Genomic DNA, 12843 nt, shown 5'->3' on the forward strand with positions numbered 1-12843 from the left:
CGCCCCGGTTGCGGGCACCCGCAGGAACGAAAACCCTGGAAGGGGCCGCCGCCGAAGCGGACATCCGAACGAATATCCGAACGGACGCCCGGGCGGGCGTACGGAAGGACGTGGTGGGCGTCATGAAGGCAGCCGTCTTCCAGGGGCCGGGCCGTCTGTCCTGGCAGGACGTGCCCGATCCGGAGATCCAGGATCCCGGCGACGCGGTCGTAAGAGTCGACGTCGTCACCATCTGCGGCACCGACCTGCACATCCTCAAGGGGGACGTACCGGAGACGACCCCCGGCCGGGTACTCGGTCACGAGGCCGTCGGCACGGTCGTCGAGACCGGCCGGGACGCGCGCACCGTACGCCCCGGGGACCGCGTCCTGGTCTCCTGTATCTCGCCCTGCGGCCGCTGCCGATTCTGCCGGGAGAGCCGCTACGGCCAGTGTCTCGGCGGGGGAGGCTGGATCCTCGGCCACACCATCGACGGGACCCAGGCGGAGTACGTCCGGGTGCCGTTCGCGGATCTGTCCCTGCATCCCCTGCCGAGCGCCGTCGACAGCCATGACGCCGTCCTGCTCGCGGACATCTTCCCCACCTCCTACGAGGTCGGCGTCCTCGCGGGGGAGGTCCGGCCGGCCGACACGGTCGTCATTGTCGGCGCGGGCCCCGTCGGCCTCGCCGCGATCGCCACGGCCCGCCTCTACAGCCCCGGCCGGATCATCGCCGTCGACCTCGATCCGTCCCGGCTCGCCGTCGCCCGCGAACTCGGCGCCGACGCGACCGTGAGCGTCGCGGAAGGCCCCGAACAGCTCGTCGCCGATCTGACGGACGGCCTCGGCGCCGATGTCGTCATGGAGGCGGTGGGCGTGCCCGATGCCTTCGAGACGTGTACGCGGATGGTCCGGCCGGCGGGCCGGGTCGCCAACATCGGTGTGCACGGCGAACCCGTGACCCTCCACCTCGAAGACCTGTGGATCAAGGACGTCACGATCACGACCGGTCTCGTCGACACGTTCTCCACCCCCATGCTGCTGCGCATGCTCGCGGCCGGCCGGCTGCCTGCGGAGCGGCTGATCACCCACCGCTTCGAACTCGGGCAGATGGAGGAGGCGTACGACGTGTTCGGCCGGGCGGCCGAGACCGGCGCCCTCAAGGTCGCCCTCGGCGGCCCGCAGCACACGGCGGTCGAGGTCTCCGCCGGCAGCACCGGCAGCACCGGCAGCACCGGCAGCACCGGCAACGGCAGCAATGGCAGTAGCGGCGGCAGCGGCAGCGGGCCGGTCGCCGGATGAGCGGCGCATCCGCGAGCCCCGCGCCGCCGCGCGCGGTGGTCTTCGACACCGACGGCGTCCTGCTCGACTCCGCCGTCGTGCACGCGTCGGCGTGGAAGACGGCGTTCGACGCCTTCCTCGCCGAGACGGCGCCCGGCGAGGCGCGGGAGACATCCGGGACACCCGAGGTGCACGAGGGGTACGGGGCTGCCGAGGCGCCCGGGCCGTCCGGGGCACCGTCACCCGGCCCCGCCGGGTTCGCTCCGCCCTCTACCCCTCCCGCCCCTCCCGGCCCCGCCGCCTGGGCGCCGTTCGACGCGGACGCCGACTACCGCCAGTACGTCGACGGCAAGTCCCGGTTCGACGGAGCCGAGGCGTTCCTGACCGCCCGCGGTATCCGTCTGCCGGCCGGACGGCCCGATGACCCGCCCGGCCACGACACGATCTGGGCCGTCGCCGCCCGGAAGGAGGCCGCCTTCCAGGACGCCCTTGCCGCCGCGCCGCTCGCCGCCTTCACGGACGCGGCGGAGGCGCTCGCCCATCTGCTCGCCCTGCGGATCCCCTGCGCCGCCGTGTCGGCCTCCCGCCATGCGAGGGCGCTGCTCCGGGCCACCGGACTCACCCCGCTGCTCGCCACCATCGTCGACGGCGAGGACTCCACACGGCTCGGCCTCGCCGGAAAACCGGACCCCGCGCTCTTCCTGCACGCCGCCGGTCTGCTCGGTCCCGGTCCCGGCGACACCGCCGTCGTCGAGGACGCCCTCGCCGGAGTCCGGGCCGGGCATCGAGGCGGCTTCGGCCTCGTCGCCGGTGTCGACCGCACGCCCGACGGACACGGTGCCGCCGCCCTGCGCTCCGGGGGCGCCGACCTGGTCGTCCCGGACCTCATGACACTGGTCGGGCGGGTCTGGGGGGAGATCGTATGACCGGCACCCGCAAGGCGCGCCGAACGCTCCGGACGCCCCAGGCGCGGCAGACGCCCCGGACGCCCCGCACACTCCGTACATCCCGGGCGCCCCGGACGAGCACCGCCCGGCCCGCGCGCGCCGCCCGGTCCGCCCGGTCCGCCCCCACCCCCTGGGCGGCGCGGGCCCGCCGTACCGCCCGCACCCCGCGCACGGTCACCGGCTGGACCTGGACCTACACCTCCTATGTACCCGAACGCGAGCAGCTCGTCGAGGCGCTCTGCACCCTCGGCAACGGCCGGTTCGCCACCCGCGGTTCCGCCCCCGAGTGCCCGGCCGGCCCCGTCCACTACCCGGGTACCTACCTCGCCGGCTGCTACGACCGGCGCACCTCGCTCGTCGCGGGCCGCGAAGTCGAGAACGAGGATCTCGTCAACCTCCCGAACTGGACGCTGCTGCGCTACCGCCGGCTGCCCGTCGACGGACCGCCCGGCGACTGGCTGACCCCCGACTCCGAGGAGCTGCGGCACTACGAGGTACGGCTGGACCTGCGCGGTGGAGTGCTCACCCGGCACCTGCTCTTCGAGGACGACCACGGACGCGGCCTGCGCGTCGTCCACACCCGGCTCGTACACATGGGGGACGCGGGGCTCGCCGCCCAGCGCACCGTCTTCCACGCCTACGGCTGGAGCGGCACCGTCGAAGTCCAGTCCGTCCTCGACGGCGCGGTGACCAACGCGGGCATCGAGCGCTACCGGAACCTCGAAGGCCGTCATCTCACCGGCCATCGTGCCGGGTTCGCCCCGGGCGGCGTCGCCTGGCTCACCTGTCGTACGACGGATCCCGGCACCCGGCTCGTCCCCGCCGTCCGCACGGTCACCCGCCCCGCGCGCCCCGCCGAACGGTCGGCCACGAACACCGGCACCGTCCAGACGTACCGGCTGCCGATCGGCCCCCACCGCTCCGCGAGCGTCGTCAAGACCCTCGCCCTGCACAGCGCCCCCGACCGGCCGCCCGCGACGGCGCCCGCGACCGCCCCGCTCGCGGCTTCTCCCGATGCCGTCCTGGACGCCGCCCTCGACGCGGTCACCCGCGCCCCCGCCTTCCCCGGGCTGCTCGCCGGTCACCACGCGGCCTGGCGGCGGCTGTGGGAGCGCGGCGATCTGCGCGTCCCCGGCGAAGCGGGCCGCATCCTGCGCCTGCATCTGTTCCACCTGCTCCAGACGCTGTCCCCGCACACGGCCGAACTGGACGTCGGCGTGCCCGCGCGCGGACTGCACGGCGAGGCGTACCGGGGGCACGTCTTCTGGGACGAACTCTTCATCCTGCCGTACCTCGACCTCCACTTCCCCGAAGTGGCCCGCTCACTGCTCCTCTACCGCCACCGCCGACTGCCCGCCGCCCGCGAGGCGGCGCGCGAGGCGGGCCAGACCGGCGCCATGTACCCCTGGCAGAGCGCGAGTTCGGGCCGCGAGGAGACCCAGCAGCTGCACCTCAACCCGCGTTCGGGCCGCTGGCTGCCCGACCACTCCCGGCTCCAGCGCCATGTCGGCTCGGCCATCGCGTACAACGTATGGAGGTACGCCAGGACCACCGGTGACCTCGATTTCCTGTACGGGCCCGGGGCCGAGACCCTGCTGGAGATCGCCCGGTTCTGGGCCGGGGCCGCCCGCTACGACCCCGCTCTGCGGCGCTACCGGATCCGGGGGGTCGTCGGCCCCGACGAGTACCACGACGCCTATCCGGACGCCACGGCCCCCGGCATCGACGACAACGCCTACACCAATGTGACCGCCGCCTGGGTGCTGGCCCGCGGCCTCGACCTCCTCGACCGGCTGCCCCCCGCCCGGGGCGGTGAACTCCGCGAACTGCTGGCGCTCGACGCGACCGCGATCGAGCACTGGGAGGACGTCTCCCGCCGTCTGCATGTGCCCTTCCATCAGGGTGTGGTGAGCCAGTTCGAGGGGTACGGGGAGCTGGCCGACCTGGACTGGCCCGGCTACGAGGAACGGTACGGGGACATCCGCCGGCTCGACCGGATCCTGGAGGCCGAGGGCGACTCGGTCAACCGCTACCAGGCGTCGAAACAGGCCGACACCCTCATGCTCGGCTATCTCTTCCGGCCCGAGCACCTGTCCGGCCTGTTCGACCGGCTCGGCTACCGGCTTGACGACGAGACCTGGCGCGCCACCGTCGCCTACTACCTGCGCCGCACCAGCCACGGATCGACGCTCAGCAGCCTCGTACACGGCTGGATCCTGGCCCGGCAGCAGGGCGCCGACGCCTGGCGCCACTGCGAGGAGGCGCTGCTCGCCGACGTGGCCGACATCCAGGGCGGCACCACCGGAGAGGGCATCCACCTGGGCGCCATGGCCGGCACGGTGGACCTGGTCGAACGTGGCATCACCGGACTGGAGGCGGGCTCGGAGGGCCTGCGGATCGCCCCGGTCCCGCTGGCCGAGATCCCCCGCTTCACCTTCACCGTCGGCTTCCGGAGCCACCGGGGCATCCGCCTGCGCGTCCTGCCGGGCCGCCTCGCCGTCCGGGTGCCCGCCTCGCCGCCGGGCGCGCTGACCGTCGTCCTCCCCGGGGAGCGGCGCTTCACCGTCGAGCCGGGGGAGGAGAGGTGGTTCCGCCTCTGACGGCTGCTCGCCGAGCTTCCCCTCAGCGCAGCCGGGGGAGGGTGGTGCGCGCGATGTCGGCGAGAGCCTTGTAGACCTCGGTGGTCTGATCGTCGCGGAGAGGGCTCTGGGTCCGAGCCTTCAGCTCGCACCCAAGGTTGCTGTCGCGGACGGTCAGCCACAACTCGGTCTTCCACGGCGGGGAATCCTGCTTGTGGCTGTACTGAAACGCCTGCTGGCCGACAAGAGGAGTGTCTTTCACGCCATCGACCGTGTACCTGGCGCCATTTCGACGGAGATACGCGAAGTGCTCGACCGTATTCGAGACGTCGATATACGCCCAACACCCCACGAAGGCTTCGTCCGAGACGACGACAGGACCCAGGCTCTGTACGCATTCGGCGCCGCCCCCGGAATCGTTGCCGGCGAGAGTGGTGTTCTCCGGGGCCTTTCTGGTCTTGCCGATCACGGCGGCAAGCGGGCTGAAGTCGATCGAAGCGCAGATGTTCCGGGGGACGCGGTACGCGCCAGGGTCGGCGGTGGCCTTCGGCACGGAATCCACGGTGGCCTTCTCTGAGCTTGTGCAGGCAGCCGTGCCGAGCAGTGCGCCGACCAGAGCGAGGATGGTGATCGGGCGGTGGATTCGCTGCGCTAAGTCCATGACTCTCCGTCAATTTCCTTCGATGTGAACATCATTGAGTGACTTTTCAGCCGCCTCGCAGGGAGGGGATCGGTCCGGCCCGGTCGATGATCGCGACGGGGGCGTCTCCTTGGCCGGCCATCCCCACCGTCCGGAGCCGAGCGCACTGTAACGAACCCTTCCGGCGCATGGGAGCAAGGCCCCGTCCGCCGTCCCGCTCCCCGCCCGCACCCCGTGGGCCAGGCGCGCCGCACCCTGCGGAAAACCGCAGGGTGCGCCCTGCGGGGAACCCCACCGGGACCGACGGCAAACCCCATACCGGCGCCGGCCGTTCGATTCCTAGCGTGAGGGATGCCGCCGGGGCGATCCGCTCCCGCCGGTCCAGGCCCGCCGCCCGTCCGGGCCGTATCCCACCTGTCTGGAGAGCCGACCATGCCGCACCACTTCACGACCCTGGCCATGGCCCAGGAGCCCGCCGGCGGATTCGCCGGCTGGGCCGCCGGCCTCGTCGACACCATGGGCGGACCAGGAGCCGGCCTGGCCATCGCCCTGGAGAACCTCTTCCCGCCGCTGCCCAGCGAGGTGATCCTGCCGCTGACCGGATTCGCCGCCGGGCAGGGCGTACTCACCCTGGTCTCGGCCCTGTTCTGGACCACGCTCGGCTCGGTCGCCGGCGCCGTGGCGCTCTACTGGATCGGCCTGCTCTTCGGCCGCGACCGCATGCACACGATCTGGGGCCGGCTGCCGCTGGTGAAGGCATCGGACCTGGTGCGGACCGAGGAATGGTTCGTCAGGCACGGCACCAAGGCCGTGTTCCTGGGCCGGATGGTGCCCATCTTCCGCAGTCTCATCTCGGTCCCGGCGGGCGTGGAGCGCATGCCGCTGCCGCTCTTCCTGATGCTGACGGCGCTCGGCAGTCTGATCTGGAACAGCGTTCTCGTCATGGCCGGTTACTGGCTGGGCGACCAGTGGGACGTGGTCGAGACCTACGTCGACGTCCTGTCCAAGGCCGTCCTGGTACTCGTGGCCGTGGCGGCCGTGGCCTATCTGGCGGTACGGCTCCGAGGCCGCGGCGCGGCCCGGCACCGGCGCACCCGGTGACCCCGGACTCCGCCGTCCTCCCGGCGGGGCCCCCGCCCCGCTCCGCACGGCCCGGACGATCTTGCCCGGGCCGTGCGGCCGCATTAGGGTCGAGGGCCGTGGACGACGACTCGCCGGGCACGGCGGCCGGGTGGACGGCCCTCCCCGAAGACACCACCGCTCGCGAGGCCAACGGCGAGAGCCCGCGCCCCGGTTGGCCGCGCCGGGGTGCCGGTGTGCTGCTCGGCTGCGGCACAGCCCTGACCGGCCTGGTGTACTTCCTCGTCCTCGGGACCGCCCTCGGTGCCTTCCTGCTGTGGCCCCGCACCCGCCGTGACGCGCTGGGCGTCCTCATGGGCGGCGCCCGCCGCCTCGCCGACCTCGAACGCGCCCGCCGCTCCGCGTTCTTCGGCGACCACTTCCCGGAGCACTACCAGGCGTCCGATCCGAAGATCCTGCGCTTCCTCGCCGTCCGCTGCTACGCGGGCCTGCTCTGCGCCGTGGTGCTCGGCCTGCTGGCCTTCGGCGCCGTGCTCGCCGCCCTCCTCGCCCGGGGAGCGGTGCGCGGAAGCCTCGCGTGGACCGAACTCCTCACCCAGGTACTGCTGGGCGGGGTGCTGCTCTTCCTCGACGTGCAGGGCCTCCTCGCGCTGACGGCCCTCGACGCGGGCATCGCCCGCGAGTGCTTCGGCCCGTCCGAACGCGAGCTGCTGCGGCGGCGCATCAACGAACTGGCCACCAGCCGGGCCGCCGTCGTCCAGGCCGTGGACACCGAACGCCGCCGTATCGAAAGGGACTTGCACGACGGCGTCCAGCAACGCCTGGTGGCCCTCGCCATGCTCCTCGGCCGGGCCCGGCGCAGCCGCGAACGCGACCCGGCCCTGGCCGACGCCCTGACGGCACAGGCCCACGAGGAAGCCCGGGGCGTTCTGACCGAACTGCGCGAGGTGGCCTGGCGGGTGTACCCGTCGGCGCTGGACAGTCTCGGCCTCGAAGAGGCGCTGGGCGGGGTCGCCGAACGGTGCGGCATCCCGCTGCGCATCGACTTCGCCGTGACCGGTCCGCTGCCCCAACCGGTAGAGACAGCCGCCTACTTCGTCGTCTCCGAGGCGGTGACCAACGCGGCCAAACACTCCGGGGCCACCGCCGTCCACGTCCGCGTGCACCGGCTGGGACCGGTCCTGACCGTACGGATCGAGGACGACGGCACGGGCGGCGCCGACCCGGCGGGCACCGGACTGACCGGACTGCGCGGCCGGGTGACCGCCCTCGACGGACTCCTGCGCCTCGACAGCCCCCTCGGGGGACCCACCACCCTCACCGCGGAGCTGCCATGCGTGTGATCCTCGCCGAAGACTCGACCCTGCTGCGGGAGGGCCTGGTCCGGCTGCTCGTCGAAGAGGGCCACGAAGTGCTCGCCGCGCTGCCCGACGCCGAGTCCCTCCTGCGGGAGACCGAGGAACAGCAGCCGGACATCGTCGTGGCCGACATCCGGATGCCCCCGACACACACCGACGAGGGACTGCGGGCCGCGGTGGCAATCCGTGAACGCTGCCCGGAGACGGGCGTCCTCGTCCTGTCCCAGCACGTCGAGCGCGCCTACGCCGCCCGGCTGCTGGCGGCCGGCGCGGAGCGCGTGGGCTATCTGCTGAAGGACCGGGTGGCGCAGGTGGAGGAGTTCCTGGACGCGCTGGAACGGATCCACGCCGGGGGCGCCGCCATCGATCCGGAGGTGGTGCGACACCTCGTCGTCCGTACGGCGCACAGCGACCCGCTGGCTCGGCTCACGCCCCGCGAGCGCACCGTCATCGAGGCGCTGGCCGAGGGCCTCACGAACGCGGCGATCGCGAACAGACTGCACCTCTCGCAGAGTTCGGTGGAGAAGAACCTCAACGCCGTATTCGACAAGCTGGAGTTGTCCCACACCGAGGGCTACAGCCGGCGCATCCTCGCGGTGCTCCGCTATCTGGAGTCGTGACACCGGGCAGTGCGCAGGTCCCTCGCGCACCAGTCCGGCGTCGCCGGAGTTTTAACCGGTTGAGCCCCTGGCGGCCGGATGGCAGACTCGCCTGCCGTGACGACGACGATCAAGAAGTTCCAGGTCACCTTCGACTGTGCGGAGCCCGAGCGCCTGGCGCGCTTCTGGTGCGAGGTGCTGGGGTACGTCGTACCCCCGCCGCCCGAAGGGTTCGCGACGTGGGAGGCGCACCGTGACGCGCTGCCGCCGGAGGAACGGGACACGGCGTTCGCGTGCCTCGACCCCTCGGGTGTCGGCCCGCGACTCCTCTTCATGAAGGTCCCCGAGGGCAAGGCCGTCAAGAACCGCGTACATCTCGATGTGCGGGTCGGCACCGGGCTCGTGGGCGAGGAGCGTCTTGCCGCACTGGAGGCCGAGTGCGCTCGGCTGGAAGCGCTGGGCGCGGTGCGGGGCACCCTCCTGCGGGCCGACGGCGTGAACGAGTCCTGTCAGAACATGCAGGACATCGAGGGAAACGAGTTCTGCCTCGACTGACGTCGTCGCGGTCTCGGCGGGACCTGCGCGGGCTGGGGCCCATCCGGCCCTGATCCACCGGGCAGCCCCTCGCCCCACGGCATGACAAGCGGGCCGCTCCTGAGGCACATCGCCTCGGGAGCGGCCCTGCGTTCAGCCGGTCCGGCCTCGTCAGGGACGGCCCTCGTCGGTCCGGGTCAGATGGGTGACGGCCTCCTGCCAGGTGCCCGCGAGGACGGGTACCTGCCGCAGTGACGCCGCCAGCGTGTGGACGGAGTCGGCGGCGGCCGGCCGGGCGATCCAGTTGACGATGGACGCCAGGAGCCGGGGCCGGCTGGGCGGGGCGCCGCCCTCGGGGGCCTGGGTGAGGACCGCGGTGACCGCCGGGCCGGGCTGTCCGGCCCCGCCCGCGCCGGGCAGATGGAGTGCGGCGGTGTCGGGGGCGGTCCGCAGTACGGTGTACGGCTCGGGCCGCAGCCGCCAGCCCGCCTGGTCCAGTTGCCGGGCGCGCTTGACGAGGTCCGACATCCAGCTGCGGGGGAAGAGCACGGCGTCCCCTCCCTCGCGTACGGCCGCCCCGCACAGCACCGGGATCTCGTCCCGCTCGGGGGCGGCGAAGCGCGCGTACCCGGCCAGCACGGCGTTGAGGACCTCGCGCAGGGCCTCGGGTGTGCGGGCGCGGGCGAGGAGTTCGCCGCCGCGGAAGAGGAGATGGAAGGTCTCGGGCCGCTCCAGGGTGAGGGTGACGGGTGTGTAGCCCTCCTCGGCGACGGCGCCGGTGGCCTCCTCGGCGATCCGGCGGGCCTCGGGGCCGCGGACCGCGATCCCCAGACGCGTCCCGCCCACCGTGGCGGTGAGGACCGCGTCGACGGGCTCGGCGGCGACGTTCACCGAACAACTGGTGGGCGCCTCCACGGTCGTGGCCTTCGGATCGGCACCGCTGAGGGTGATCAGCGCGTTGCTGACCTCGGCGAACCCGGTGAGCACCTCGGCCGGCCGGTCGCGGGACAGCAGGACGGCGGTGGGCGTGCCCCGCCGCGCGGCGTCCTGGCCGAGGCGGATCAGGCCGGGGTAGGCCGGGATGTACAGCGAACGGCCCAGCAGCCGGGCGCCGTCGGCGTCCACGAGCAGGACGGAGGCGTCGAGACGGGCGAGAGCGGCGGCGTTCGCCGCGAGGTCGGCGCCGAGCTGATCGCAGAAGCCGCAGGCCTCTGCCATGGCCACCACGAGCACGGGATGCCCGGGCAGAGCCGCGAGTGCGGCCGCCTGTGCCTCCAGCGAGCCGGGTTCGTCGGTTGTGGTGGACGCGTTGCCCGAGGAGACGAGGCCGGCGGAGCGCCACTGGGTGAAGCAGTGGGCGTGCTGGTCGTGGTGTTCGGGGGCGGGTGGTTGGCCCTGAAGCCAACCAAGGGCGGTCGGGCTGACATAGGCGGCGGCGGGACTGCTGGTGTTCAGCAGGACCGCGCTGCTGCCCAGTTCGGCCACGACCACCCCTGGCGACAACATCACCTACGGCTGCTGGCAGAAGCCGCTGTAGCCGTTGGTGGAGATGCACACGAGGCCCGGGCAGCACCCGACGGCTCCCGTGCAGCCTTCACCCTGCACCCGGCACGCCATGGGGGCGAGGAAGGTGTCGGTGAAGATCTCTTCGATTTCGGCGATCATTTCGGTGTTCGGCGTGAGAGACAGTGTCTCTTCCATGTAAGTGACCATAAATCCAGCATGGGGGTGTCTGTCCGGCGCGTCTAGAGGGACCGACTCGCAGGAGTGGGGCCCTGGATGGGTGTGCGATTATCCGGTCGTGGAGGTGTGACGGGCGGGGGTGCCGGGCCGCGCGGTGCCCGTGTTCCCGTACGCCTCCGCCTGAGCGCGGAAGAGATCGGCGTAGGCGCCGCCCGCGTCCAGCAGCGACGCGTGATCGCCCTGCTCGACGACCTGGCCGCCCCGCAGTACGTAGATGCGGTCGGCGTGCCGCACGCTGCGCAGCCGGTGGGAGATCAGGACCACCGTCCGGCCCGCGAACAGCCCGCGCAGTCGCGCGAAGAGCCGGTCCTCGGCGTGCGCGTCGAGCGCCGCGGTCGGCTCGTCCAGGATGACGAGGGGAGCGTCCCGGTAGAAGGCGCGGGCCAGGGCCAGTCGCTGCCACTGGCCTCCGGAGAGATCCGCGCCCCCGGTGAACTCCTTGCCCAGCGAGGTCTCCAGACCGTCCGGCAGCTCCGTCAGGAACTCCAGCGCCCCGGCCCGCCGGGCCGCCTCCCGCACCCGGGCCGGGTCGGCGGCGGTGTGCGGGCGGCCGAAGGCGATATTGTCCACGGCCGGCAGCTTGTAGCGGGTGAAGTCCTGGAAGACCACCGCCGTCCGCTCGCGATGGGCGGCGAGGTCCGTGACCGGTTCGCCGTCGAGCAACAGGCAGCCGCTGTCCGCCGGGTAGAGCCCGGCCAGCAGAGCGGCGAGCGTCGTCTTGCCCGAGCCGTTCACCCCCACCAGGGCCACCACCTGCCCCGGCCGCAGCTCCAGACTCACCTCCCGCACCGCCGGGGTGTCCGCGCCGGGATAGGTGAAACACAGCTTCTCGACACGGAATTCGCCGAACGGGCCGAACGGGGCTTCTTCCGCTGACTTTTGACGTGGCATCAGAGAAGGTCGGGACGTCGCGGCCGGGTCCTTCCGGGCGTCCGCCCCGGTCGTCTCCGCCGCCGATGTGGTGAAGTCCTTCAGGTCGATGAGGCGGAGCAGGTTCTCGCCGATGCCGCTGAGCATGCCGGCGAAGGTGTTGATCCGTACGGAGAGCAGCCACACCCCCGCCACCGCCGCTCCCGCCACGGACAGGGGCAGCAGCTGCCGGTCGGCCATCCACCAGAGGCTGCCCACCGCCAGACAGGTGATCGCCGCCCCGGCACCCTGGGCGACCATCCGGCGCTTGGCGTGCGTCCTCAGCAGGCTCTCGGTCTCGCGGATCTCCCGCGCGTACTGCTCCTCCCAGCGCTCCGTCAGCACACCCCCGAGGTCGAGCGCCCGGATCTCCCTGGCCTCGTCCCGGCCGGTGAGCAGCCGCTCCAGGTACTCCCGCAACCGCCGGTTCTCCGACAGGCCGTGGTGCAGATCGTGGTGGGCGCCGCGCTGCGAGCCCGCCGCCCGGAGCGCGGGTACGGCGCTGAGCAGGACGAGCGGCAGCAGCCACCAGGCCATGAAGAGGAACGCGCCGCCCACCGCGAGCACCGTCAGTGCCGCCTGGAACGCGGTGACGAGCAGGACGACGGCCAAGGCGGGCTGGCGGCGCGAGGCGAACACGGCCCGCTGCAGCCGGTCGTGAAAGCCCGGATCCTCGAACTGCCGCAACTCGGCCGCCACGGCGGCCTCCAGGACCATGCTCGCCACGAGATGGTCCACCTTCACCGTGAGCACCGCCATCCGGGCCGTCCCGGACAGCCGCAGGGCGCCGAACGCGGCGCCTGCCACCAGCACCCCGATCACCGCGGGCACCAGCGAGGGCGACCGCCCGGCCGCCGCCGGCCCGTCCGTGAGCACCGCTCCGAACACCCTCTGCGTCACCACCAGCGCCGCGGCCATCCCCGCCGCCGCCAGCACCTGCACCACGAGCACATGGACCAGGGCCCGCCGGTCGGCCAGCCAGGCGAGTCGGACGGCGAAGGCCGCGGAGGACACCATGGCGCGGGTACGCCGTTCAGCCATCGAGGGCCACCTTTCCAGCCCCGCCGGCCACACCAAGGGCGGCATGCGTACCAACGGGCGCATATCGCCATCACTGCCCCAGGAGACCCCGGATCACTCGACGATCTTCCCGGGCCGGCAGTGCCCTGCGCCCGCCGTACGACCCGGAGTCGAA

General features: G+C 72.7%; 11 protein-coding genes. 7 read left to right on the forward strand and 4 right to left on the reverse strand.

The genetic code is table 11. The features are described from left to right. Positions 1 to 122 precede the first annotated feature (122 nt). Genes ABZ990_RS23710 through ABZ990_RS23720 form a run of 3 tightly spaced genes read left to right on the forward strand, consistent with a single transcriptional unit; the run spans position 123 to position 4806 of the window. Positions 123 to 1280, forward strand: coding sequence for a zinc-dependent alcohol dehydrogenase family protein (locus ABZ990_RS23710; protein WP_361234958.1), 1158 nt, complete (start codon positions 123 to 125; stop codon positions 1278 to 1280). Then, positions 1277 to 2185, forward strand: a complete 909-nt coding sequence (locus tag ABZ990_RS23715) for an HAD-IA family hydrolase (RefSeq protein WP_361234961.1) — start codon at positions 1277 to 1279, stop codon at positions 2183 to 2185. The genes ABZ990_RS23710 and ABZ990_RS23715 overlap by 4 nt, the downstream gene beginning before the upstream one ends. Then, positions 2182 to 4806 carry a glycoside hydrolase family 65 protein gene (locus ABZ990_RS23720; protein ID WP_361234964.1) on the forward strand — a complete coding sequence of 875 codons (2625 nt, stop codon included), beginning with the start codon at positions 2182 to 2184 and terminating at the stop codon, positions 4804 to 4806. Before ABZ990_RS23715 ends, ABZ990_RS23720 begins: the two co-directional genes overlap by 4 nt. A 22-nt stretch (positions 4807 to 4828) precedes the next feature. Here the strand turns inward: ABZ990_RS23720 and ABZ990_RS23725 are convergent, their stop codons facing one another. Then, the gene (locus ABZ990_RS23725) at positions 4829 to 5446 is read right to left on the reverse strand and encodes a hypothetical protein (protein WP_361234967.1); all 618 of its coding nucleotides are present in this window, start codon (positions 5444 to 5446) and stop codon (positions 4829 to 4831) included. A gap of 411 nt (positions 5447 to 5857) precedes the next feature. On the opposite strand from ABZ990_RS23725, the gene ABZ990_RS23730 reads away from it, so the two are divergent. The 4 genes from ABZ990_RS23730 to ABZ990_RS23745 all read left to right on the forward strand — a co-directional run bounded on the left by ABZ990_RS23730 (position 5858) and on the right by ABZ990_RS23745 (position 9017). After that, on the forward strand, positions 5858 to 6526 hold the full coding sequence (locus ABZ990_RS23730; protein ID WP_361234969.1) for a DedA family protein: 669 nt from the start codon (positions 5858 to 5860) through the stop codon (positions 6524 to 6526). A 215-nt stretch (positions 6527 to 6741) separates the two neighbouring features. Continuing rightward, positions 6742 to 7848, forward strand: coding sequence for a histidine kinase (locus ABZ990_RS23735; protein ID WP_361235017.1), 1107 nt, complete (start codon positions 6742 to 6744; stop codon positions 7846 to 7848). Then, the gene (locus ABZ990_RS23740; RefSeq protein ID WP_361234972.1) at positions 7839 to 8483 is read left to right on the forward strand and encodes a response regulator transcription factor; all 645 of its coding nucleotides are present in this window, start codon (positions 7839 to 7841) and stop codon (positions 8481 to 8483) included. Before ABZ990_RS23735 ends, ABZ990_RS23740 begins: the two co-directional genes overlap by 10 nt. 96 nt (positions 8484 to 8579) lie before the next feature. Further along, positions 8580 to 9017 (forward strand): VOC family protein, encoded by a 438-nt coding sequence (locus ABZ990_RS23745; protein ID WP_361234975.1) that lies wholly within the window; start codon positions 8580 to 8582, stop codon positions 9015 to 9017. A 150-nt stretch (positions 9018 to 9167) separates the two neighbouring features. Here ABZ990_RS23745 and ABZ990_RS23750 read toward each other — a convergent pair whose 3' ends face one another. The 3 genes from ABZ990_RS23750 to ABZ990_RS23760 form a co-directional block, all read right to left on the reverse strand. Next, positions 9168 to 10505 (reverse strand): hypothetical protein, encoded by a 1338-nt coding sequence (locus tag ABZ990_RS23750; protein ID WP_361234978.1) that lies wholly within the window; start codon positions 10503 to 10505, stop codon positions 9168 to 9170. Next, positions 10506 to 10697, reverse strand: a complete 192-nt coding sequence (locus ABZ990_RS23755) for a hypothetical protein (RefSeq protein WP_361234981.1) — start codon at positions 10695 to 10697, stop codon at positions 10506 to 10508. Positions 10698 to 10787: 90 nt separating this feature from the next. Continuing rightward, complete coding sequence (locus tag ABZ990_RS23760) at positions 10788 to 12689, reverse strand: ABC transporter ATP-binding protein (protein WP_361234984.1); 1902 nt, start codon at positions 12687 to 12689, stop codon at positions 10788 to 10790. Between the last annotated feature and the right edge of the window lie 154 nt (positions 12690 to 12843).

Source organism: Streptomyces sp. NPDC046203 (assembly GCF_040646255.1).
GTDB lineage: Bacteria > Actinomycetota > Actinomycetes > Streptomycetales > Streptomycetaceae > Streptomyces.